Origin of the sequence: Klebsiella sp. C239, assembly GCF_048822715.1 — a bacterium.
GTDB classification, from domain to species: Bacteria; Pseudomonadota; Gammaproteobacteria; order Enterobacterales; family Enterobacteriaceae; genus Klebsiella; species Klebsiella quasipneumoniae.
In genome coordinates this window covers 494,831-518,452 of the sequence record NZ_JBMEZK010000001.1, presented here as the reverse complement: position 1 = coordinate 518,452, position 23,622 = coordinate 494,831, and the positions used below count along the sequence as shown (strand labels likewise).

Annotated in this window: 21 protein-coding genes and 1 pseudogene; 17 read left to right on the top strand and 5 right to left on the bottom strand. The window is 63.9% G+C overall.

All coding sequences use genetic code 11. The features are described 5' to 3' along the window. Positions 1–12 precede the first annotated feature (12 nt). The 13 genes from nifD to nifM all read left to right on the top strand — a co-directional run bounded on the left by nifD (position 13) and on the right by nifM (position 12,732). On the top strand, positions 13–1,461 hold the full coding sequence (gene nifD, locus ACOI6Z_RS02340; protein WP_023290337.1) for a nitrogenase molybdenum-iron protein alpha chain: 1,449 nt from the start codon (positions 13–15) through the stop codon (positions 1,459–1,461). 55 nt (positions 1,462–1,516) lie between these two features. Beyond that, entirely contained in the window at positions 1,517–3,079 is a 1,563-nt protein-coding gene (nifK, locus tag ACOI6Z_RS02335) for a nitrogenase molybdenum-iron protein subunit beta (protein WP_087827362.1), read from the top strand. Between the two features lie 39 nt (positions 3,080–3,118). Next, the gene (nifT, locus tag ACOI6Z_RS02330; RefSeq protein ID WP_004203557.1) at positions 3,119–3,337 is read left to right on the top strand and encodes a putative nitrogen fixation protein NifT; all 219 of its coding nucleotides are present in this window, start codon (positions 3,119–3,121) and stop codon (positions 3,335–3,337) included. A 10-nt stretch (positions 3,338–3,347) separates the two neighbouring features. Then, positions 3,348–4,010, top strand: a complete 663-nt coding sequence (locus tag ACOI6Z_RS02325; RefSeq protein WP_420686876.1) for a NifB/NifX family molybdenum-iron cluster-binding protein — start codon at positions 3,348–3,350, stop codon at positions 4,008–4,010. A gap of 586 nt (positions 4,011–4,596) precedes the next feature. After that, positions 4,597–5,970, top strand: a complete 1,374-nt coding sequence (gene nifE / locus ACOI6Z_RS02320; protein WP_420686874.1) for a nitrogenase iron-molybdenum cofactor biosynthesis protein NifE — start codon at positions 4,597–4,599, stop codon at positions 5,968–5,970. Positions 5,971–5,979: 9 nt separating this feature from the next. Then, the gene (nifN, locus tag ACOI6Z_RS02315) at positions 5,980–7,365 is read left to right on the top strand and encodes a nitrogenase iron-molybdenum cofactor biosynthesis protein NifN (RefSeq protein WP_420686872.1); all 1,386 of its coding nucleotides are present in this window, start codon (positions 5,980–5,982) and stop codon (positions 7,363–7,365) included. Beyond that, positions 7,352–7,822, top strand: a complete 471-nt coding sequence (locus ACOI6Z_RS02310; RefSeq protein WP_023290342.1) for a NifB/NifX family molybdenum-iron cluster-binding protein — start codon at positions 7,352–7,354, stop codon at positions 7,820–7,822. The genes nifN and ACOI6Z_RS02310 overlap by 14 nt, the downstream gene beginning before the upstream one ends. 194 nt (positions 7,823–8,016) lie before the next feature. After that, entirely contained in the window at positions 8,017–8,856 is an 840-nt protein-coding gene (nifU, locus tag ACOI6Z_RS02305) for a Fe-S cluster assembly protein NifU (protein WP_032454927.1), read from the top strand. Between the two features lie 15 nt (positions 8,857–8,871). Further along, complete coding sequence (gene nifS / locus ACOI6Z_RS02300; RefSeq protein ID WP_130953018.1) at positions 8,872–10,074, top strand: cysteine desulfurase NifS; 1,203 nt, start codon at positions 8,872–8,874, stop codon at positions 10,072–10,074. Between the two features lie 15 nt (positions 10,075–10,089). Next, positions 10,090–11,232, top strand: coding sequence for a homocitrate synthase (gene nifV, locus ACOI6Z_RS02295; protein ID WP_110243226.1), 1,143 nt, complete (start codon positions 10,090–10,092; stop codon positions 11,230–11,232). A 2-nt stretch (positions 11,233–11,234) separates the two neighbouring features. Continuing rightward, complete coding sequence (locus ACOI6Z_RS02290) at positions 11,235–11,492, top strand: nitrogenase-stabilizing/protective protein NifW (RefSeq protein WP_023290346.1); 258 nt, start codon at positions 11,235–11,237, stop codon at positions 11,490–11,492. Beyond that, complete coding sequence (locus tag ACOI6Z_RS02285; RefSeq protein WP_023290347.1) at positions 11,489–11,932, top strand: nitrogen fixation protein NifZ; 444 nt, start codon at positions 11,489–11,491, stop codon at positions 11,930–11,932. The genes ACOI6Z_RS02290 and ACOI6Z_RS02285 overlap by 4 nt, the downstream gene beginning before the upstream one ends. Further along, positions 11,932–12,732 (top strand): nitrogen fixation protein NifM, encoded by an 801-nt coding sequence (gene nifM, locus ACOI6Z_RS02280; RefSeq protein ID WP_420686869.1) that lies wholly within the window; start codon positions 11,932–11,934, stop codon positions 12,730–12,732. The genes ACOI6Z_RS02285 and nifM overlap by 1 nt, the downstream gene beginning before the upstream one ends. A 22-nt stretch (positions 12,733–12,754) precedes the next feature. On the opposite strand, the gene ACOI6Z_RS02275 is transcribed toward nifM, so the two are convergent. Further along, a complete protein-coding gene (locus tag ACOI6Z_RS02275) occupies positions 12,755–13,285 on the bottom strand; it encodes a flavodoxin (RefSeq protein WP_044524061.1) in 531 nt (176 codons plus the stop codon). Between the two features lie 319 nt (positions 13,286–13,604). On the opposite strand from ACOI6Z_RS02275, the gene nifL reads away from it, so the two are divergent. The 4 genes from nifL to ACOI6Z_RS02255 all read left to right on the top strand — a co-directional run bounded on the left by nifL (position 13,605) and on the right by ACOI6Z_RS02255 (position 18,746). Beyond that, on the top strand, positions 13,605–15,089 hold the full coding sequence (gene nifL / locus ACOI6Z_RS02270) for a nitrogen fixation negative regulator NifL (RefSeq protein WP_023290350.1): 1,485 nt from the start codon (positions 13,605–13,607) through the stop codon (positions 15,087–15,089). After that, positions 15,086–16,660 (top strand): nif-specific transcriptional activator NifA, encoded by a 1,575-nt coding sequence (gene nifA, locus ACOI6Z_RS02265; RefSeq protein WP_177335431.1) that lies wholly within the window; start codon positions 15,086–15,088, stop codon positions 16,658–16,660. The genes nifL and nifA overlap by 4 nt, the downstream gene beginning before the upstream one ends. Before the next feature lie 164 nt (positions 16,661–16,824). Beyond that, entirely contained in the window at positions 16,825–18,231 is a 1,407-nt protein-coding gene (gene nifB, locus ACOI6Z_RS02260; RefSeq protein WP_072413427.1) for a nitrogenase cofactor biosynthesis protein NifB, read from the top strand. Continuing rightward, entirely contained in the window at positions 18,231–18,746 is a 516-nt protein-coding gene (locus ACOI6Z_RS02255; RefSeq protein WP_023290352.1) for a nitrogen fixation protein NifQ, read from the top strand. Before nifB ends, ACOI6Z_RS02255 begins: the two co-directional genes overlap by 1 nt. A 1,425-nt stretch (positions 18,747–20,171) precedes the next feature. On the opposite strand, the gene plaP is transcribed toward ACOI6Z_RS02255, so the two are convergent. The 4 genes and pseudogenes from plaP to ACOI6Z_RS02235 all read right to left on the bottom strand — a co-directional run bounded on the left by plaP (position 20,172) and on the right by ACOI6Z_RS02235 (position 23,572). Beyond that, positions 20,172–21,530, bottom strand: coding sequence for a putrescine/proton symporter PlaP (gene plaP, locus ACOI6Z_RS02250; RefSeq protein WP_004203583.1), 1,359 nt, complete (start codon positions 21,528–21,530; stop codon positions 20,172–20,174). After that, on the bottom strand, positions 21,520–21,582 hold the full coding sequence (yoeI, locus tag ACOI6Z_RS02245) for a membrane protein YoeI (protein WP_096335043.1): 63 nt from the start codon (positions 21,580–21,582) through the stop codon (positions 21,520–21,522). Before yoeI ends, plaP begins: the two co-directional genes overlap by 11 nt. A 236-nt stretch (positions 21,583–21,818) precedes the next feature. Continuing rightward, positions 21,819–22,709 (bottom strand): annotated as a pseudogene (locus ACOI6Z_RS02240) (LysR family transcriptional regulator). A 38-nt stretch (positions 22,710–22,747) separates the two neighbouring features. Further along, complete coding sequence (locus ACOI6Z_RS02235) at positions 22,748–23,572, bottom strand: SDR family oxidoreductase (RefSeq protein WP_004152513.1); 825 nt, start codon at positions 23,570–23,572, stop codon at positions 22,748–22,750. Positions 23,573–23,622: the final 50 nt, after the last annotated feature.

Here is a 23,622-nt window from a genome sequence, read left to right as displayed (position 1 = left end):
AGGATCCTCACCATGACCAACGCAACAGGCGAACGTAACCTTGCGCTCATCCAGGAAGTCCTGGAGGTGTTTCCCGAAACCGCGCGCAAAGAGCGCAGAAAGCACATGATGATCAGCGATCCGCAGATGGAGAGCGTCGGCAAGTGCATTATCTCGAACCGTAAATCGCAGCCCGGGGTGATGACCGTGCGCGGCTGCGCCTACGCCGGCTCGAAAGGGGTGGTGTTTGGGCCGATTAAAGACATGGCCCATATCTCGCACGGCCCCATCGGCTGCGGCCAGTACTCGCGCGCCGGACGGCGCAACTACTATACCGGCGTTAGCGGCGTCGACAGCTTCGGCACCCTGAACTTCACCTCAGATTTTCAGGAGCGCGATATTGTCTTCGGCGGCGATAAAAAGCTGAGCAAACTGATTGAAGAGATGGAGCTGCTGTTCCCGCTGACCAAAGGGATCACTATCCAGTCGGAGTGTCCGGTGGGCCTGATCGGCGATGACATCAGCGCCGTGGCCAACGCCAGCAGCAAGGCGCTGGATAAACCGGTGATCCCGGTGCGCTGCGAAGGCTTTCGCGGCGTCTCGCAGTCGCTGGGCCACCATATCGCCAACGACGTGGTGCGCGACTGGGTGCTGAACAACCGCGAAGGGCAGCCGTTTGCCAGCACCCCGTATGATGTCGCCATCATTGGCGATTACAACATCGGCGGCGACGCCTGGGCCTCGCGCATTCTGCTGGAAGAGATGGGGCTGCGGGTAGTGGCGCAGTGGTCCGGCGACGGCACCCTGGTGGAGATGGAGAACACCCCGTTCGTTAAGCTAAACCTCGTCCACTGCTACCGCTCGATGAACTATATCGCCCGCCATATGGAGGAGAAACATCAGATCCCGTGGATGGAATATAACTTCTTCGGCCCGACCAAAATCGCCGAATCGCTGCGCAAAATCGCCGATCAATTTGATGACGCCATTCGCGCCAATGCGGAAGCGGTGATCGCCAAATATGAGGGGCAGATGGCGGCCATCATCGCCAAATATCGCCCGCGGCTGGAGGGGCGCAAAGTGCTGCTGTACATGGGGGGGCTGCGGCCGCGCCACGTCATCGGCGCCTATGAGGATCTCGGGATGGAGATCATCGCCGCCGGCTACGAGTTTGCCCATAACGATGATTACGACCGCACCCTGCCGGACCTGAAAGAGGGCACTCTGCTGTTTGACGATGCCAGCAGCTATGAGCTGGAGGCCTTCGTCAAAGCGCTGAAACCCGACCTCATCGGCTCCGGGATCAAAGAGAAATATATCTTCCAGAAAATGGGGGTGCCGTTCCGCCAGATGCACTCCTGGGACTATTCCGGCCCCTATCACGGCTATGACGGCTTCGCCATCTTTGCTCGCGATATGGATATGACCCTGAACAATCCGGCGTGGAACGAACTGACTGCCCCGTGGCTGAAGTCTGCGTGATTGCCCCTTCACTGTCCCGTCAGTCCACCGATTTGTGGCGCGGGAGGAGAACACCATGAGCCAAACGATCGATAAAATTCACAGCTGTTATCCGCTGTTTGAACAGGATGAATACCAGACCCTGTTCCAGAACAAAAAGAGCCTTGAAGAGGCGCACGACGCGCAGCGCGTCCAGGAGGTATTTGCCTGGACCACCACCGCCGAGTATGAAGCGCTGAACTTCCAGCGCGAGGCTTTGACCGTCGACCCAGCCAAAGCCTGCCAGCCGCTCGGGGCGGTGCTCTGCGCGCTGGGGTTCGCCGGCACCCTGCCCTACGTCCACGGCTCTCAGGGCTGCGTCGCCTATTTCCGCACCTACTTTAACCGCCATTTTAAGGAGCCGGTGGCTTGCGTCTCCGACTCGATGACCGAGGACGCGGCGGTGTTCGGCGGCAACAACAACATGAATCTGGGCCTGCAGAATGCCAGCACGCTGTATAAACCCGAGATTATCGCCGTCTCCACCACCTGCATGGCCGAGGTGATCGGCGACGACCTGCAGGCGTTTATCGCCAACGCCAAAAAAGAGGGATTTGTTGACGACAGTATCGCCATTCCTTACGCCCATACCCCCAGCTTTATCGGCAGCCATGTCACCGGCTGGGACAATATGTTCGAAGGGTTCGCGAAGACCTTTACCGCTGACTACGCCGGGCAGCCGGGCAAACTGCAAAAGCTCAATCTGGTGACCGGATTTGAGACCTATCTCGGCAACTTCCGCGTGCTGAAGCGGATGATGGCGCAGATGGATGTCCCCTGCAGCCTGCTCTCCGACCCTTCAGAGGTGCTCGACACCCCCGCCGACGGCCATTACCGGATGTACGCCGGCGGCACCAGCCAGCAGGAGATCAAAACCGCGCCGGACGCCATTGACACCCTGCTGTTGCAGCCATGGCAGCTGGTGAAAAGCAAAAAGGTGGTTCAGGAGATGTGGAATCAGCCCGCCACGGAGGTGGCCGTTCCGTTGGGTCTGGCCGCTACCGACGCGCTGCTGATGACCGTCAGTCAGCTGACCGGCAAACCGATCGCCGACGCCCTGACCCTTGAGCGCGGCCGGCTGGTGGACATGATGCTGGACTCCCACACCTGGCTGCACGGCAAAAAATTCGGCCTCTACGGCGATCCGGATTTCGTGATGGGCCTGACGCGCTTCCTGCTGGAGCTGGGCTGCGAGCCGACGGTGATCCTCAGCCATAACGCCAATAAACGCTGGCAAAAGGCGATGAAGAAAATGCTCGACGCCTCGCCCTACGGCCAGGACAGCGAAGTATTCATCAACTGCGACCTGTGGCACTTCCGGTCGCTGATGTTCACCCGTCAGCCGGACTTTATGATCGGTAACTCCTACGGCAAGTTTATCCAGCGCGATACCCTGGCGAAGGGCAAAGCCTTCGAAGTGCCGCTGATCCGTCTCGGCTTTCCGCTGTTCGACCGCCATCATCTGCACCGCCAGACCACCTGGGGCTATGAAGGCGCGATGAACATCGTCACGACGCTGGTGAACGCCGTGCTGGAAAAACTGGACCACGACACCAGCCAGCTGGGCAAAACCGATTACAGCTTCGACCTCGTTCGTTAACCATCAGGCGCCCCGCCGCAGGCGGGGCCAGGAGGGAGTATGCCCATCGTGATTTTCCGTGAGCGCGGCGAGGCGCTCTATGCCTATATCGCCAAACAGGATCTGGAGGCCCGGGTGCTTCAGGTCGAACATGACGAGACGGACCGCTGGGGCGGCGCGATTGCCCTTGAAGGGGGACGTCGCTACTACGTCAATCCGCAGCCGGGGCGGCCGGTCTTTCCGATAAGCCTGCGCGCCACCCGCAGCACGCTGCTATAAGGAGCTGGAAATGTCCGATAACGATACCCTTTTCTGGCGTCTGCTGGCGCTGTTCCAGACGCTGCCGGAGCTGCAGCCGGTGCAAGTCGTCGACTGGCTGGCGCAGGAGTGCGGCGAAACCTTGACCCCGGAACGGTTAACCACCCTGACGCAGCCTCAGCTGGCCACCAGCTTTCCTTCGGCGACGGCGGTGATGTCCCCGGCCCGCTGGGCGCGGGTCATCGCCTGCCTGCAGGGGGTGCTGCCCGGCCATTTGCGCATCGCCCGGTCACCCCAGCGGACGCCCCAGCTGCGGGTCGCCTTCTGTTCACAGGATGGCCTGGTCATCAATGGTCATTTTGGCCAGAACCGGCTGTTTTTTATCTATGCCTTCGATGACCAGGGCGGCTGGCTGGCGGATCTGCGCCGCTATGCCTCCCCTTCGGCGACGTCTGACGCCAGCGAGATGCGCGCCAGGCTGCTGGAGGATTGCCATTTGCTGTTTTGCCAGGAGATTGGCGGGCCTGCCGCCGCCCGGCTGATCCGCCATCAGATCCATCCGATGAAAGCGCCGCCGGGCACGACGATCCAGGCCCAGTGCGAGGCGATCAATACGCTGCTGGCCGGTCGGCTGCCGCCGTGGCTGGCGAAGCGCCTCAACCGGGATAACCCTCTGGAGGAACGTGTTTTTTAATCGTTGTGTTGTGCTTGTTGCCCGCCGACCCCGCGGGCCTTTTTTTGCCCCTGCAGGTGACATCCTTTCTTTCAGCAAGGCAAGCGCCGCAGGACAGGGACAAAAGTGACAGCGGGGGGTTAGGCGCATCAGGAAAATTGGCGAGAACGCAGGCGCGCATCCAGGACTGGCCGCCAGGACGGCGGCCAGAGGGCGGTCGAGACAAGGATGTCGAGTCCGCCCGTTCCGCCAGATGAAGCCGGAGTGGAGCGGACCGCGCAGCGGCAATTTTCAGCGCCATGCGGGGGGTCATGGGGGGCGGGCGAAACGCCCCCCATGCCGTTCACCCGCAGAGGGCGCGATGAAATAGAGAGGAAGGTTGGTGAACGGAATATTCCACCTTATAGACGCTTCCCGTCATTCGCCAATATGCGGCAATACTGTCGCGGTAAATCCAGTTATCAGCGCGATAAATCATGCCTTACCCCTGTTTGATTGTTGCCTTTGTCGCAAAGCCCACAACCCTTTTTCCTTAAAAATCAACCCCCCTCTCCCTGGAGCGCGAATTGCATCACCTCCCCGGTCTCCCACCGTCAACGAGGTCACTATGAAGGGAAAGGAAATTCTGGCGCTGCTGGACGAACCCGCCTGCGAGCACAACCAGAAGCAAAAATCCGGCTGCAGCGCCCCTAAGCCCGGCGCCACCGCCGGCGGCTGCGCCTTCGACGGCGCGCAGATAACGCTCCTGCCCATCGCCGATGTCGCGCACCTGGTGCACGGCCCTATCGGCTGCGCGGGAAGCTCATGGGATAACCGCGGCAGCGTCAGCGCCGGCCCGGCCCTCAACCGGCTCGGCTTTACCACCGATCTCAACGAACAGGATGTGATTATGGGCCGCGGCGAACGCCGCCTGTTCCATGCCGTGCGTCACATCGTCGACCGCTATCGCCCGGCGGCGGTCTTTATCTACAACACCTGCGTACCGGCGATGGAAGGCGATGACATTGAGGCGGTGTGCCAGGCCGCACAGACCGCCACCGGCGTCCCGGTCATCGCCATTGACGCCGCCGGCTTCTACGGCAGCAAAAATCTTGGCAACCGGATAGCGGGCGACGTAATGCTCAGGCAGGTGATTGGCCAGCGCGAACCCGCCCCATGGCCGGACAACACGCCCTTTGCCCCGGCCCAGCGCCACGATATCGGCCTGATTGGCGAATTCAATATCGCCGGCGAGTTCTGGCAGGTCCAGCCGCTGCTCGATGAGCTGGGGATCCGCGTCCTCGGCAGCCTCTCCGGCGACGGCCGCTTTGCCGAGATCCAGACCCTTCACCGGGCGCAGGCCAATATGCTGGTGTGCTCGCGAGCGCTGATCAACGTCGCCCGGGGGCTGGAGCTACGCTACGGCACGCCGTGGTTTGAGGGCAGCTTCTACGGGATCCGCGCCACCTCCGACGCCTTGCGCCAGCTGGCGGCGCTGCTGGGGGATGACGACCTGTGCCGCCGCACCGAGGCACTGATCGCCCGCGAGGAGCGAGCAGCGGAGCAGGCGCTAGCGCCGTGGCGCGAGCAGCTCCGCGGGCGCAAAGTGCTGCTCTACACCGGCGGCGTGAAATCCTGGTCGGTGGTCTCGGCCCTGCAGGATCTCGGCATGACCGTGGTGGCCACCGGCACGCGGAAATCCACCGAGGAGGACAAACAGCGGATCCGGGAGCTGATGGGCGACGAGGCGGTGATGCTTGAGGAGGGCAACGCCCGCACCCTGCTCGACGTGGTGTACCGCTATCAGGCGGATCTGATGATCGCCGGCGGACGCAATATGTACACCGCCTGGAAAGCCCGGCTGCCGTTCCTCGATATCAATCAGGAGCGGGAGCACGCCTACGCTGGCTACCAGGGCATCGTCACCCTCGCCCGCCAGCTCTGTCTGACCCTCGCCAGCCCCGTCTGGCCGCAAACGCATGCCCGCGCCCCGTGGCGCTAGGAGAACACCATGGCAGACCTTATCCGTAGCGAAAAACCGCTGGCGGTGAGCCCGATTAAAACCGGGCAACCGCTCGGGGCGATCCTCGCCAGCCTTGGGCTGGCCCAGGCCATCCCGCTGGTCCATGGCGCCCAGGGCTGCAGCGCCTTCGCCAAAGTTTTCTTTATTCAGCATTTTCATGACCCGGTGCCCCTGCAGTCGACGGCCATGGATCCGACCGCCACGATCATGGGCGCCGACGGCAATATCTTCACCGCGCTCGACACCCTCTGCCAGCGCCACAGTCCGCAGGCCATTGTGCTGCTCAGCACCGGACTGGCGGAGGCGCAGGGCAGCGATATCGCCCGGGTGGTACGCCAGTTTCGCGAGGCGCATCCCCGCCATCACGGCGTGGCGATCCTCACCGTCAACACCCCGGATTTTTTTGGCTCCATGGAAAACGGCTACAGCGCGGTGATCGAGAGCATCATCGAGCAGTGGGTGGCGCCGACGCCGCGTCCGGGGCAGCGGCCCCGGCGGGTCAACCTGCTGGTCAGCCACCTCTGTTCGCCAGGGGATATCGAATGGCTGAGCCGCTGCGTGGAGGCCTTTGGCCTGCAGCCGGTGGTCCTGCCGGACCTCTCCCTGTCGATGGATGGCCACCTGGGTCAGGGGGATTTTACGCCCCTGACCCAGGGCGGCGCCTCGCTGCGCCAGATTGCGCAGATGGGCCAGAGTCTGGGCAGCTTCGCCATCGGCGTGTCGCTGCAGCGGGCGGCATCGCTCCTGAGCCAGCGCAGCCGCGGAGAGGTGATCGCCCTGCCGCACCTGATGACCCTCGACCACTGCGATACCTTTATCCATCAGCTGGCGAAGCTGTCCGGGCGCCGCGTACCGGCCTGGATTGAGCGCCAGCGCGGCCAGCTGCAGGATGCGATGATCGACTGCCATATGTGGCTGCAGGGCCAGCGCATGGCGATGGCCGCGGAGGGCGACCTGCTGGCGGCCTGGTGTGATTTCGCCCGCAGCCAGGGGATACAGCCCGGCCCGCTGGTCGCCCCCACCAGCCACCCCAGCCTGCGCCAGCTGCCGGTCGAGCGGGTGGTGCCGGGGGATCTGGAGGATCTCCAGCAGTTGCTGAGCCAGCAACCCGCCGATCTGCTGGTGGCTAACTCTCACGCCCGCGATCTGGCGGAGCAGTTTGCCCTGCCGCTGATCCGCGTCGGCTTTCCCCTTTTCGATCGGCTCGGCGAGTTTCGCCGGGTTCGCCAGGGGTACGCCGGCATGCGCGACACGCTGTTTGAGCTGGCCAATCTGCTGCGCGACCGCCATCACCACACCGACCTCTACCGATCGCCGCTTCGCCAGGGCGCCTACCCCCAGCAAGCTTCAGGAGACGCTTATGCCGCCCATTAACCGTCAGTTTGAGATGGTCCACGCCGACGAGTGGTCGATGAAAGTCGCCTTCGCCAGCTCCGATTACCGCCATGTCGATCAGCATTTTGGCGCCACGCCGCGGCTGGTGGTCTACGGCGTCAAGGCGGATCGGGTCACCCTGCTGCGGGTGGTGGAGTTCCCGGTCGTCAGCGGCCATCAGACCGAGAAAATTGCCGAGCGTATCCACGCCCTGGAGGATTGCGTCACCCTGTTCTGCGTGGCGATTGGCGAGGCGGTTTTTCGCCAGCTGCTGCAGGTGGGCGTCCGCGCCGAACGGGTTCCCGATCAGACCACCATCCTCGGCTTACTGCAGGAGATCCAGCTCTCCTGGTATGAAAAAGCGCAGCGCCGCAGCGCGCGGCAACGCGATCCGCAGCGCTTTAACCGCCTGCTGGAAGAGCAGACGTGGCGGGAGGAGCCCGACCCGCAGCCCTGAGCCTGTCGTTTATGTGACAAAGCCCACAAAACGCCACAACAGTGTCGGCTCTGTCGGGGGCGGTTAACCCGCCAGGTCATTAACAAATAAGGTTTTTATGCGTTGGTACCACAATTGCTTGGGGAACAGTACCACCGCCAGTCTGCGGTGCACCGCGCCCCGGCGTTTTCGTCATCATCCCTGGAGCTGACAGCATGTGGAACTACTCCGAGAAAGTGAAAGACCATTTTTTTCATCCCCGCAACGCGCGCGTGGTCGACAACGCCAACGCGGTGGGCGATGTGGGTTCATTAAGCTGCGGCGATGCGCTGCGCCTGATGCTGCGGGTTGATCCGCACACCGAGATCATCGAGGAGGCCGGCTTCCAGACCTTCGGCTGCGGCAGCGCCATCGCCTCCTCTTCCGCGCTGACGGAGCTGATTATCGGCCACACCCTGACCGAAGCCGGGCAGATCACCAACCAGCAGATCGCCGACTACCTCGACGGCCTGCCGCCGGAGAAAATGCACTGCTCGGTGATGGGCCAGGAGGCGCTGCGTGCGGCTATCGCCCATTTTCGCGGCGAAAGCCTTGAGGAGGAGCATGAGGAGGGCAAGCTGATCTGTAAATGCTTCGGCGTCGACGAAGGACATATTCGCCGGGCCGTGGTGAACAACGGCCTGACCACCCTCGAGGAGGTGATCAACTACACCAAGGCCGGCGGGGGCTGTACCGCCTGCCATGAAAAAATTGAGCTGGCGCTGGCGGCGATCCTCGCCCAACAGCCGCCCGCCCCCCTGCCGGCGGAGACGGCCCACGATGCGCAGTGGCAAAGCGTGGTCGATACCATCAACGAGCTGCGCCCGCACATTCAGGCCGACGGCGGCGACATGACGCTGGTGAGCGTCACCCCGCGCCAGGTCACCGTCAGCCTCTCCGGCAGCTGCAGCGGCTGCATGATGACCGACATGACCCTCGCCTGGCTGCAGCAAAAGCTGATGGAGCGCACCGGAAGTTACATGGACGTGGTGGCGGCCCCGGCCGCGGTTAACTAACCCCAGGGGGACACAATGAAACCTGTTTATCTCGATAACAACGCCACCACCCGTCTCGACCCGATGGTTCTCGACGCGATGATGCCCTTTTTGACCGACTTTTACGGCAATCCCTCGTCGATTCACGATTTTGGTCTGCCGGCGCAGGCCGCCCTTGAACGGGCGCACCAGCAGGTGGCCGCTCTGCTCGGGGCCGACTACCCCAGCGAGATCATTTTTACCTCCTGCGCCACCGAGGCCACGACCACCGCCATCGCCTCAGCGGTGGCCCTGATGCCGGAGCGGCGCGAGATCATCACCAGCGCGGTCGAACATCCCGCCACCCTGGCGGTGTGCGAACAGCTGGAGCGCCAGGGATACCTGATCCACCGTATCGCCGTGGATCGGCAGGGCGCTCTGGATATGGCGCAGTTTCGGGCGGCGCTTAGCCCACGCGTGGCGCTGGTCAGCATCATGTGGGCCAATAACGAAACCGGCGTCATGTTCCCGGTGCCCGAGCTGGCGGAGCTGGCCCATGAGCAGGGCGCGCTGTTTCACTGCGACGCCGTGCAGGTGGTGGGCAAAATCCCGATGGCGCTCAGCCAGACGCGGATCGATATGCTCTCCTGCTCGGCGCATAAATTCCACGGCCCCAAAGGGGTGGGCTGCCTCTGGCTGCGGCGGGGAACGCGTTTTCGTCCGCTGCTGCGCGGCGGCCACCAGGCGCATGGCCGGCGGGCCGGGACGGAAAATATCAGCGGCATTGTCGGCATGGGCGCCGCCAGCGAGCTGGCGCAGGTCCACCTCCCGGGCATGGCGCAGATAAGCCAGCTGCGCGATCGCCTTGAACATCATCTCCTGAGCGCCATTCCGGCGGTAACGGTGATAGGCGGCAGCCAGCCGCGGGTGCCCGGCACGCTTAATCTGGCCTTCGAGTGCATTGAAGGCGAGGCGATCCTGCTGCTGATGAATCAGGCCGGGATCGCCGCCTCCAGCGGCAGCGCCTGCACCTCCGGCTCGCTGGAGCCGTCGCACGTCATGCGGGCGATGAATATTCCTTACACCGCGGCCCACGGCACCGTTCGCTTCTCCCTCTCGCGCTACACCCGGGAAAAAGAGATCGACTACGTCATCGCCGCCCTGCCTCCTGTTATCGACCGGCTGCGCGCCCTGTCGCCCTACTGGCGAAACGGCCAGCCGCTCCTGCAGGATGGCGCCTTCGCGCCGGTCTTCGGTTAAGACGGAGAGACGACAATGGGACGCGTACTGATCAATGACACCACCCTGCGCGATGGCGAACAGAGTCCCGGCGTGGCCTTCCAGGCCAGCGAAAAAATCGCCATCGCCGAGGCGCTGTACGCGGCGGGGATCGAGGCGCTGGAGGTCGGCACCCCGGCGATGGGCGAGGAGGAGTGCGCCCGTATCCGGCTGGTGCGCCGTCAGCTCCCGGGCGCCACGCTGATGACCTGGTGCCGGATGCAGGCCGGCGAAATTCGCCTGAGCGCCGAGCTGGGCATGGACTGGGTGGATATCTCCATCCCCGCCTCCGACAAGCTGCGGCAGTACAAACTGCGCGAGAGCTTACCGCTGCTGCTGGAGCGGCTGACGGGTCTGATCCACCTCGCCCATACCCTTGGCCTGAAGGTCTGCATTGGCTGTGAGGACGCCTCGCGGGCCAGCGACGCGACGCTACGGGATATTGCCCGGCAGGCCGGCGAGGCGGGGGCTGCCCGTCTGCGCTATGCCGACACCGTCGGTATCCTCGACCCATTTACCACCACGGCGCAGATCGCCGCCCTGCGTAACGTCTGGCCCGGCGAACTCGAGATGCACGCCCATAACGATCTCGGGCTGGCCACCGCCAACACCCTCGCGGCGGTACGCGCCGGGGCCACCAGCGTGAACACCACCGTGCTGGGCCTGGGCGAACGGGCGGGCAACGCGGCGCTGGAAACGGTGGCGCTTGGGCTGGAGCGCTGCCTGGGCGTCGAGACTGGGGTGCGTTTCACCGCCCTGCCGGCGCTGTGCGAACAGGTGGCCCTCGCCACCCGCCGCCCTGTCGATCCCCAGCAGCCGCTGGTGGGCGAGCTGGTTTTTACCCATGAGTCCGGCGTGCACGTCGCGGCGCTGCTGCGCGACAGCGAGAGCTATCAGGCGATCGACCCCGCCCTGCTGGGCCGCGGCTATCGGCTGGTGCTGGGCAAACACTCCGGTCGCCAGGCGGTTAACGGCGTCTTCGACCGGATGGGCTATCACCTGACGTCAGCGCAAATTGACCAGCTGCTGCCGGCGCTCCGCCACTTTGCGGAAACCGGCAAACGCAGCCCGCGGGATGATGAGCTGGCGGCAATCTATCACGCGCTCTGCGGCGCCGAAACGCTGCAGGCCAGGGGGTAAGCATGGAGTGGTTTTATCAGATCCCCGGCGTAGACGACCTGCGCTCCGCCGACGCCTTCTTTCAGTTTTTCGCCGTTCCCTACCAGCCCGAGCGTCTGGCCCATTGCAGCCTGCCGGTGCTGGCCGCCTTTCACCGCAAGCTGCGGGCGGAAGTGCCCCTGCTCAACCAGCTGGAGGAGAACCCGCGCGCCCACTGGCTGCTGGCGCGCCGGCTGCTGGCGGAGAGTTATCAGCAGCAGTTCGAGGAGAACACGCCATGAGACCCACATTTACCTTTAGCGAAGCGGTCCGCGTCGTGCGCGCCATCCGTAACGATGGCACCTATGCGGGCCTGCCGTCCGGCGCCCTGCTGGTGCGCCGGGGCAGCATCGGCTATGTCCGCGACTGGGGGGTATTCTTGCAGGACCAGGTCATCTACCAGGTCCACTTCCCGGAGAGCGACCGGATCGTCGGCTGCCGCGAACAGGAGCTGATTGCCGGCGATCGTCCCTGGCTGGCGGGGAATCTGCAGTATGGCGATAACGTCACCTGCCAGACGGCGCTGACGTTGCAGGGCGAAGTGGTGGTCAACGTCGGTCAGCAGGGGCGTATTGAGGCCACCGATCGGGGCGAGCGCGGGGACGGCTATATCGTCGACTTCGGCGGCCGCTGGTTCCAGGTTCCGGTGACCGCGCTGGCCCTGGCAGAGGAGGAAGAATAATGCAGCCATGGCAACGATTTGGCCGGCGGCGGCTGGCGCAGAGCCGCTGGAACTGCGAACCGGCGGCCATCGCCGCGGCGGACCGGGAGGCCTTCGAGGCGGCCTGGCAGCGTCAGGCCCGCTTGGAGCAGGCGCTGGTCGCCGAGGTCGCGGCGGAGGCGATCCCCGCCGCACTACGGGAAGGCCTCGCCGCTTCGCTGCGCCTCTGGCTGGATGAGGGCGGATTTACGCCGCCGGAGCAGGCGGCGATCGTCCTGCACCATGCCCGGCTGGAAACCGCCTTCGCCGGGATTGCCAGCCAGGCGCCGCTGCCGGATCCCGCCGCGGTGCAGGCGTGGTATCTGCGGCACCAGGCGCAGTTTATGCGCCCGGAACAGCGGTTGACCCGCCATCTGCTGCTCACCGTCGATGGCGATGAGCAGGCGGTTTACTCGCGCATCCAGGCGCTTCATGGGCAAATCGCGGCCTCCCGCGAGGCGTTTGCGCCGCTGGCCCAGCGACACTCCCACTGCCCGAGCGCGCTGGACGGCGGGCGACTGGGGTGGATCGGGCGGGGGTTACTCTATCCGCAGCTGGAGGAGGCCCTGTTTGCGCTGACGGAAAATGCGCTGAGCGCGCCGGTGGCCAGCGAGCTGGGCTGGCACCTGGTATGGTGCGAAGCCATCCGCCCCCCCGCGCCGATGACGCCTGAACAGGCGCTGGAAAGCGCCCGCGATTACCTTATTGAACAGAGCCAGCGCCGCCACCAGCGCCAGTGGCTGGCTGAGATGTTAGCGCGCCAGCCGGGGCTGTGCGGGTAGCCGGCAGGCCACCCGCCAGCGTCTACAGCAGTTGCGGTTTGATCTCCTCAAGCCAGGTCGCCAGACGCGTTTCGGTCTCGTCGAACTGGTTATCCTGGTCCAGCACCAGCCCGACAAACCGCTCCCCCTCCAGCGCCGATGAGGCGCTGAACTCATACCCCTCGTTCGGCCAGCTGCCGATCATCGTCGCCCCGCGGGCGCGCAGGGCGTCGTACAGCGGCCGCAGCCCGCTGGCGAAGTTATCGGGATAGCCGCGCTGATCGCCGAGGCCAAACAGCGCCACCGTTTTTCCCTGCAGGCTGACGTCGCCGAGGTTGCGGATAAACTCGGCCCACGACTCGCTCTCGCCCCCGGCCTCAAGGCCAGGCAGCTGGCCGTCGCCCAGCGTCGGCGTGCCCAGCAGCAGGGCCGGGTAGGCCAGCAGGTCCGCCAGCGTGGCGCGGTTAATATTGACCGGGGCAGCGGCGGCCTCCCCCAGCTGCTTGTGGATCAGTTTCGCGATCTTGCGGGTTTTACCGGTATCGGTGCCAAAGAAAATGCCAATGTTCGCCATAGTACGCTCCTGTCGGAATGGTGTCGGAAATAGGGATTACCGCAGGGGTATTGCGAAGGCTGTGCCAGGTTGCCCTGCACCGTGACGGCTCATCCCTGCCCCATCAGGATCGCTTCCCGCCGCCGCAGCGCCCGCGCAAGGCGCCCCCGGCGGGCCGAAAGGTAAAAATCAGCGGATTTTCCCCCTGTCGGATCAATGTTTCGTTCGGTCGTTTCGATAAGGGCGCACCGTTTGCATGGTTATCCGGGTTCGGCTCAGCCCGCCGCGATCCGCGCAGGGTGTCGGACAATTTGTCATAACTGCGACACAGGAGTTTGCGATGACCCTGAATATGATGCTCGATAACGCCGCGCCGGAAGCCATCGCCGGCGCGCTGACTCAACAACATCCGGGGCTGTTTTTTACCATGGTGGAACAGGCCTCAGTGGCGATTTCCCTCACCGACGCCAGCGCCAGGATCATCTACGCCAACCCGGCGTTTTGCCGCCAGACCGGCTATTCGCTGGCGCAATTGTTAAATCAGAACCCGCGCCTGCTGGCCAGCAGCCAGACGCCGCGCGAGATCTATCAGGAGATGTGGCATACCCTGCTCCAGCGTCAGCCGTGGCGCGGCCAGCTGATTAACCAGCGGCGGGACGGCGGCCTGTACCTGGTGGAGATTGACATCACTCCGGTGCTCAGTCCGCAAGGGGAACTGGAGCATTATCTGGCAATGCAGCGGGATATCAGCGTCAGCTATACCCTGGAGCAGCGGCTGCGCAACCATATGACCCTGATGGAGGCGGTGCTGAATAATATTCCCGCCGCCGTGGTGGTAGTGGACGAGCAGGATCGGGTGGTGATGGACAACCTTGCCTATAAAACCTTCTGCGCCGACTGCGGCGGCCGGGAGCTGCTCACCGAGCTGCAGGTCTCCCCAGGCCGGATGACGCCCGGCGTGGAGCAGATCCTGCCGGTGGCGATACGCGGGGCCGCGCGCTGGCTGTCGGTGACCTGCTGGCCGCTGCCCGGCGTCAGCGAAGAGGCCAGCCGCTACTTTATCGACAGCGCCCTGGCGCGAACCCTGGTGGTGATCGCCGACTGTACCCAGCAGCGCCAGCAGCAGGAGCAGGGCCGCCTCGACCGGCTGAAGCAGCAAATGACCGCCGGCAAGCTGCTGGCGGCGATCCGCGAGTCGCTGGACGCCGCGCTGATCCAGCTGAACTGCCCGATTAACATGCTGGCGGCGGCCCGTCGGCTGAACGGCGAGAGCAGCGGCAACGTGGCGCTGGAGGCCGCCTGGCGCGAAGGGGAAGAGGCGATGGCCCGGCTCCAGCGCTGTCGTCCGTCGCTGGATCTCGAAAACCCCGCCGTCTGGCCGCTGCAGCCCTTTTTCGACGACCTGTGCGCCCTCTACCGCACCCGCTTCGATGCCGAGGGGCTGCAGCTGGACATGGCCTCGCCGCATCTGATCGGTTTTGGCCAGCGCACTCAGCTGCTGGCGTGCTTAAGCCTGTGGTTCGACCGCACCCTGGCCCTCGCCGCCGAGCTGCCTTCCGTCCCGCTGGCGATGCAGCTCTATGCCGAGGAAAACGACGGCTGGCTGGCGCTGTACCTGACCGACAACGTGCCGCTGCTGCAGGTGCGCTACGCCCACTCCCCCGACGCGCTGAACTCGCCGGGCAAAGGCATGGAGCTGCGGCTGATCCAGACCCTGGTGGCGCACCATCGCGGGGCCATCGAGCTGACTTCCCGGCCGCAGGGCGGCACCTGCCTGACCCTGCGTTTCCCGCTGTTTAACACCCTGACCGGAGGTGAAGCATGATCCCCGAATCCGACCCGGACACCACCGTCAGACGCTTCGACCTCTCTCAGCAGTTCACCGCCATGCAGCGGATAAGCGTGGTGCTGAGCCGCGCCACCGAGGCCAGCAAAACGCTGCAGGAGGTGCTCAGCGTATTGCACAACGATGCCTTTATGCAGCACGGGATGATCTGTCTGTACGACAGCGAGCAGGAGATCCTCAGTATCGAAGCGCTGCAGCAAACCGAGCAGCAGACTCTCCCCGGCAGCGCGCAGATCCGCTATCGTCCCGGCGAGGGGCTGGTGGGGACGGTGCTGGCCCAGGGGCAATCGCTGGTGCTGCCCCGGGTCGCCGACGATCAGCGTTTTCTCGACCGCCTGAGCCTCTACGATTACGATCTGCCGTTTATCGCCGTGCCGCTAATGGGGCCCAACGCCCGGCCCATGGGCGTGCTGGCGGCCCAGCCGATGGCGCGCCAGGAAGAGCGGCTGCCGGCCTGCACCCGCTTTCTCGAAACCGTCGCCAACCTCATCGCCCAGACCATCCGGCTGATGATCCTCCCGGCCTCCGCCACCCTGCCCGGCCGCCAGCCGCCGAAGGTGGAACGGCCGCCGGCCTGCTCGTCGTCGCGCGGGGTGGGCCTTGACAATATGGTCGGCAAGAGCCCGGCGATGCGCCAGATCGTGGAGGTGATCCGCCAGGTTTCGCGCTGGGACACCACTGTGCTGGTACGCGGCGAAAGCGGCACCGGGAAAGAGCTGATCGCCAATGCCATCCACCACCATTCCCCGCGGGCTGGCGCCGCCTTCGTCAAATTTAACTGCGCGGCGCTGCCGGACAACCTGCTGGAAAGCGAACTGTTCGGCCATGAAAAAGGCGCCTTTACCGGCGCGGTGCGCCAGCGTAAGGGGCGTTTTGAGCTGGCGGATGGCGGCACCCTGTTCCTCGACGAAATTGGCGAAAGCAGCGCCTCGTTCCAGGCTAAGCTGCTGCGCATCCTGCAGGAGGGAGAGATGGAACGGGTCGGCGGCGATGAGACCCTGCGGGTGAATGTCCGCATCATCGCCGCCACCAACCGCCACCTGGAGGAGGAGGTCCGGTTGGGCCACTTCCGCGAGGATCTGTACTATCGCCTGAACGTGATGCCCATCGCCCTGCCCCCGCTGCGCGAGCGTCAGGAGGACATCGCCGAGCTGGCGCACTTTCTGGTGCGCAAAATTGGCCAGCATCAAGGGCGCACGCTGCGGATCAGCGAGGGGGCGATCCGTCTGCTGATGGAGTACAGCTGGCCGGGCAATGTTCGCGAACTGGAGAACTGCCTCGAACGATCGGCGGTGATGTCCGAGAGCGGCCTGATCGATCGCGACGTGATCCTCTTCACCCACCAGGAACGTCCGGCCAAAGCCCAGCCCGCCAGCGGGCCGGCGGAAGACAGCTGGCTGGACAACAGCCTGGACGAACGCCAGCGGCTGATCGCCGCGCTGGAAAAAGCCGGCTGGGTGCAGGCCAAGGCGGCGCGGCTGCTGGGGATGACGCCGCGCCAGGTCGCCTACCGGATCCAGATCATGGATATCACCCTGCCGCGTCTGTAAGCCACGGTGTCAGGTTCAGGACATTGTCGCCTGCGCGGCGGGAACGCGACAATATTTTGCCGCAGGGATGCGGAATAACACCTTTCTTTTCAGCATGATAAAAAATCCCTCTCTGGTATGCCCTTTGCAGCAGGAAGGTATCGCCCAACCAAGAAGGTACGACCATGACTTCCTGCTCTTCTTTTTCCGGCGGCAACGCCTGTCAGTCGGCGGACGCCAGCGCGTTAGCGCCGCGGGTGGCCGATAAGGTCGCCGCGCACCCCTGCTATTCCCGCAGCGGGCACCACCGTTTCGCCCGGATGCATCTCCCGGTCGCTCCGGCCTGCAATCTGCAGTGCAACTACTGCAACCGTAAATTCGACTGCAGCAATGAATCCCGCCCCGGGGTGTCTTCGACGCTGCTGACCCCCGAGCAGGCGGTGCTGAAAGTGCGCCAGGTGGCCCAGGCCATCCCGCAGCTGTCGGTGGTCGGCATTGCCGGGCCCGGCGATCCGCTGGCCAATATGACCCGCACCTTCCGCACCCTGGAGCTGGTCCGCGATCGGCTTCCGGACCTGAAATTATGCCTGTCGACCAACGGGCTGATGCTGCCCGACGCGGTGGATCGCCTGCTGGAGGTCGGTGTGGATCACGTTACGGTGACCATCAATACGCTGGATGCCGGCATCGCCGGACAAATCTACGCCTGGCTGTGGCTCGACGGCGAACGCTACCGCGGGCGGGAAGCCGGGGAGATCCTGATAGCCCGCCAGCTGGAGGGGGTCCGCAGGCTGACCAACGCCGGGGTGCTGGTCAAGATAAACTCGGTGCTGATCCCGGGGATCAACGACAGCGGCATGGCCGAGGTCAGCCGTTGTTTGCGGGAAAGCGGCGCGTTTATTCACAATATTATGCCGCTGATTGCCAGACCGGAGCACGGCACGGTCTTTGGCCTCAACGGCCAGCCAGAGCCGGACGCCGGGATGCTCGCCGCGATCCGCAGCCAGTGCGGGGCCGCGATGCCGCAGATGACGCATTGCCACCAGTGCCGCGCCGACGCCATCGGCATGCTGGGCGAAGACCGCAGCCAGCAGTTTACCCAGCTGCCGGACCCGGACAGCCTCCCCGACTGGCTGCCCATCCTCCATCAGCGCGCCGAACTTCATGCCAGCCTCGCCACCCGGGGAGAGTCGGAGGCCGATGATGCCTGTCTGGTGGCCGTGGCCTCCAGCCGCGGCGAGGTAATTGATTGTCATTTTGGCCATGCCGACCGCTTCTCGATCTACAGCCTGTCTGCCGCCGGCATGGTGCTGGTGGGCGAGCGCTTTACGCCAAAATATTGCCGCGGCGCGGAGGAGTGCGAGCCGCAGGAGAACGAAGCCAGACTGGCGGCGCTTCTCGCGCTGCTCGCCGACGTGAAAGCGGTGTTCTGCGTGCGTATCGGCCATACGCCATGGCAACAGCTCGAGCGACAGGGCATTGAGCCGCAGGTGGACGGCGCGTGGCGGTCAGTCGCCGAGGTGCTGCCCGCCTGGTGGCAGCGGCGGCGACAGAGCCTGGCGGCATCGCGCCTGCGTCAGGGGGTCGCCTGATGGCGCCGGTCGACTGGTTGACCCGCCTGTGGCGACGGTATCACGCAGGAAAAGGCTGCTTTCCGCTGCGCATGGGGCTCAGCGTCGAGGCGTGGCTGGCCCTGCAGCAGCGGCTGGGCGAGGTGGCGACGCCGCTGGACAGCGAGGCGCTGAGCCGCCGCCGGCTGATGACGGAGCTGAATGCCACCCGCGACGAAGAGCGCCGCCAGCTGGCGCGATGGCTGGCGGAGTGGATCGCGCCGGGAGCCGAACCGATGGCGCCGATCGTCGCCGGGGCGGCGCTGGCGTTTAATCATCTATGGGAGGATCTGGGTCTGGATTCGCGGGCGGAACTGGGCCGGCTGATGAGCGACTGCTTTCCGCAGCTGGTGGCGCAGAATGTCCACCATATGCGCTGGAAGAAGTTCTTTTATCGCCAGCGCTGCCTGCAGTCGCAGGGGGAGATCGTCTGCCGCTCGCCGAGCTGCGACGAATGCCTGGAGCGTAGCCTCTGCTTCGAACCGCCGCCGCAATAGACACCCCGCAGGTGCCCCTGCGGCTGCCCCAAAAATGCCCCTGTTTAACCGCTTTACGCGGATTTCTGCCGGGTGGCGCTTCGCTTACCCGGCCTACAAAACCATCTACCTATCAGAAGGTTACTCAACACCCCAGGCCCGGCAAGCGCCGCGCCGCCGGACAAGGACAGCGGGCGCGGAGCCGCTTGTGTGCCGGGTGGCGCTTCGCTTACCCGGCCTACAAAACCATCTACCTATCAGAAGGTTACTCAACACCCCAGGTCCGGCAAGCGCCGCGCCGCCGGGCAAGGACAGCGGGCGCGGAGCCGCTTGTGTGCCGGGTGGCGCTTCGCTTACCCGGCCTACAACGCCATTTACCTATCAGAAGGTTACTCAACACCCCAGGCCCGGCAAGCGCCGCGCCGCCGGGCAAGGACAGCGGGCGCGGAGCCGCTTGTGTGCCGGTTGGCGCTTCGCTTACCCGGCCTACAAAACCATCTACCTATCAGAAGGCTACTCAACACCCCAGGCCCGGCAAGCGCCGCGCCGCCGGGCAAGGACAGCGGGCGCGGTGCCGCTTGTGTGCCGGGTGGCGCTTCGCTTACCCGGCCTACAACGCCATTTACCTATCAGAAGGCTACTCAACACCCCAGACCCGGCAAGCGCCGCGCCGCCGGGCAAGGACAGCGGGCGCAGTGCCGCTTCTGTGCCGGATGGCGGCTGCGCCTTACCCGGCCTGGAGTTCGTGCGACCTGTCGTTAATTTTTTCACCAGCCTTGCTGAAACTGCCGGTGCTGGCGGCCTCAAAATCGCTGAGACGTTCCCGGAAGGCCGGGGCAGCCCGCATGGATGCGGGCTGAGGGCCGTGTTTTGCACGGACGCTGCCTCGGCCCGACCCGCAGCCTGCAGAGATAAGTCGAAGGGACCGCGTAGCGGCGATTTTGCTGGCCGGAGCCCGGGGGTACAGGGGGCGGCGGCGACTGGCCGCCCCCTGTGCGCTCCCTGCGCCACAAAAAACAGAGTGCAGAAAAATTAACCGGGAGCGCAATGTGCGCTGAAGCCACAGATAACATAAATGACCACACGGCGTTGCTTCCCCTCACCCTGGCCCTCTCCCAGGGGAGACGGAACTGTCCGGCCATCGTTTCCGTGGCCAACATATTGCCGGGTGGCGGCTGCGCCTGACCCGGCCTACGGAGTCTGAAAACGTGGTAAACCGATAACAGTCTCCACCGCCGCCGGGCAATACATCAGGCTCCGTGCCCAATATGTTGCCGGGTGGCGCTTCGCTTACCCGGCCTACATAACCATTTAATTTCAGAAGGTTAACCATCACCGTAGGCCCGCGCAAGCGCAGCGCCGCCGGGCAAAAGGTATCGCACCGGGCCAAACGAAAAAAAGCCGGAGGTTTCCCTCCGGCTTTTCTCATTCACATCACGCTACGCCTTACGCCACGTCTTCGTACTGCGGCACCGGGTTGCGGAAGCTTTTGGTCACGCAGGCCAGATAGACCAGACCGATACCGGCCCAGATCAGGCCCAGAATCATCGAGCTCTCTTCCAGGTTGACCCACAGCGCGCCGACGGTCAGGGCGCCGCACATCGGCAGGAACAGATACTGGAAGTGGTCTTTCAGCGTCTTGTTGCGTTTCTCACGGATCCAGAACTGCGAAATCACCGACAGGTTAACGAAGGTAAACGCCACCAGCGCACCAAAGTTAATCAGCGCCGTCGCCATCACCAGGTCGAAGTTAATCGCCAGCAGGGCGATAGCGCCGACCAGGATGATGTTCATCGCCGGGGTGCGCCAGGTCGGGTGCACATAGCCGAAGAAGCTTTTCGGGAACACGCCGTCACGGCCCATCACGTACATCAGACGCGCCACGCCAGCGTGCGCCGCCATACCGGACGCCAGTACGGTAATGGTGGAGAAGATCAGCGCGCCAACCTGGAAGGCTTTACCTGCCACGTAGAGCATAATTTCCGGCTGTGACGCATCCGGATCTTTAAAGCGCGAGATATCCGGGAAGTACAGCTGCAGGAAATAGGTGGCAAAGATGAAGATCAGGCCGCCGATCAGCGCGGTCAGGAAGATCGCGCGCGGAATGACGCGCTCTGCATCTTTGGTCTCTTCAGACAGGTTGCTGATGCCGTCGAAGCCGGTAAACGAGAAGCACAGGATCGTCGCCCCGGTAATCATCGGGATCACGTGCGCGTCACCGGACCAGAACGGACGGCTGCTGGCCAGCGTACCGGCGCCTTCGCCGCCAAACACGCCATAAATCACCATGCCGAGGATAACGGCAATCAGCACCACCTGCAGCACCACGATCACGGTGTTGAAGTTGGCCACGGATTTAATGCTGCGCAGGTTAAAGGCGGTCATAAAGGCGACGAGCGCGATAACAAACACCCACGACGGAATCGAAGGCACCAGCGCTTCAAAATAGATTTTCGCCAGCAGAATGTTGATCATCGGCGCGAACAGGTAGTCGAGCAGCGAGGACCAACCCACCATAAAGCCAACGGTCGGGCTGATGGATTTCTGCGCATAGGTATACGCCGAGCCGGCGGACGGGTAACGACGTACCAGCTTGCCATAGCTCAGGGCAGTAAACAGGATAGCGATTAACGCAAAGGCGTAGGCCGTCGGCACGTGACCGTCGGTCATACCAGAGACGATACCAAACGTATCGAACAGCGTCATCGGCTGCATATAGGCCAGGCCCATCATTACAACCGGAACTAACGTAAGTGTTTTACGTAATTCCACGCGAGAGGTATTTGGAGTAGCGTTATGCGACATAGTTATCCCCTTTTACGGTGAACGCCAGCGCGTAAGCAAAAAATTGCCCCATTTCTTTCTATTCCTCAGCGACAACGACTGTCGGTTTTTAGTAAATATCTATCCGGTACGAAGCCCGGCCTCTTGGTATTGAATGATGTGTCTTTCGACCAAAAAAATAACCGACACTTTAAAAAAAGCGTCGGCTAGTCTCTGGTTTTCAGGCCGCATATTTTGCAACAATATCAACGGCGTTGACAAGATGTTATGAAGTTCATTGCGTGAGCATAATTTTTAAGATGCTAATATCTATACGATTTCCGTATGATAAATTGTAAAAATAGCACTATTTGCTAATAGCGCTTCGCGCCACCATTTCCCGGCCAAACCGCAGGCGGCGTCATTCCAGGCGATCCACGCGCGCTGACGAGGCGACAGCCCGCGCACGGCCAGGCTGACCAGCTCGCCGCTCTCCAGCAGCCCCTGCACCTGATAACGCGGCAGGCAGCCCCACCCCAGCCCCATGCGCAGCAGCGCCAGCTGCCCCGCGGCGTCACACACCGTCAGGGTCTCCTGATCGTCGAACAGCGCCCCGCCCTCGCCGGTGGCCACCGCGCGGTAACGCCGCAGGGTTCGCCAGCTCAACGGGGCGCGGCGCGCCGCCAGAGGATGCTGCGGGGAGACCACCAGCAGCAGCTCCAGCTAGCCAAGGGGAAGATAATCATAGCCGCTAAGCGGCGGCGGCTCGCCGAGCGCCCCCAGCAGGAGATCGGCCTGCCCTTCCGTCAAGGGCCGCCAGTCCAGCAGCGAAGGGGTCAGCGTGAAGCGCAGCCGGGTGAGCGGCTGCTGTTGATAAAAGGCGGCGATCAGCGGCGAGAGTTGCGCCACGGGAAAGGTGCTGTCCACCGCCAGGCGGAGGGTATGTTCCCACCCCTGCTGCAGCTTAACCGCCCGGCTCTCCAGTTCGCGGGCGATGTGCAACACTTCCCGCCCTTTCTCCAGCAGCATCTGTCCGGTGGGGGTAAAGCGCGCGCGGTGGCCGCTGCGGTCGAGCAGCTGAATATTGAGATCGCTTTCCAGCCGGTGAATGGTATAGCTCAGCGCCGAGGGCGTTTTAAAGAGCTTTGCCGACGCCGCGGCAAAGCTCCCCTCTTTTTCCAGCGCGTCGAGGATCACGAGGACATCCAGCAGTGGTTTCATCGCTACCCCCTTACGGTATGCGAATCACCGCTGGCGGATCACTCCATCGGCATCACCAGCGGATCGGGGTACTGGTACTCAAACCCCAGCTCATTGCAGATACGATTGCCATCCACAATCTTGCCCTGGCCGCCGTCCGGGCTGTCGCTGAAGACCGGCGGCGGCAGCCCCAGCTCGCGGGCCATCTGCGGATAAAAGAGGCCGCGCGCCGGATGGCGGGGCGCACATAGATTATAGATGTGCCCGCCCTTCGGAGCCTGCAGCAGCAGTTCGATAGCGGCCACCACATCCTGCAAATGCACCAGGTTGACCACGTGCTGGCCATCCGGCGCCGACTTGCCGGCGAAAAAACGCCCCGGATGGCGGGACGGCCCCACCAGCCCGGCCAGGCGCAGAATATCCACCGAGGTCCCCGGCAGATTGTGCAGCCAGTCCTCCAGCTCCTTGAGCACCTGCCCGCTGGCGGTTTGCGGCAGGCGCGGGGAGTTCTCTTTCACCGTACCGTTGACGTTGCCATACACCGAGGTGGAGCTGGTGAAGACGATCCGCGGAATATGGTACGCCAGCGCGGTATCGACGATCTCCTGCACCGCCTGCAGATAAAACCCTTCCCCCGCCCCGGTCCGCCGGGCCGGCAGCGTGATCACCAGCGCATCGACGTTCATCAGCGCGTCGAGGTCCTCGGTATCACAGACCAGCTGCGGCTCCAGGCGCAGCGGATAGCTGTCGATCCCGCACATCCGCGCCGCCTCCACGCCATCCTGCGTGGTTTTACTGCCGGTGACCTGCCAGCCTCGCGCCGTCAACGACAGCGCCAGCGGCATCCCCAGCCATCCCAAACCGACTATCGCGACCTTTTTCATCCCAGGCTCCTGACTCTTTCGCTGTGCTGATTACAGGCTACGCCAGCCAG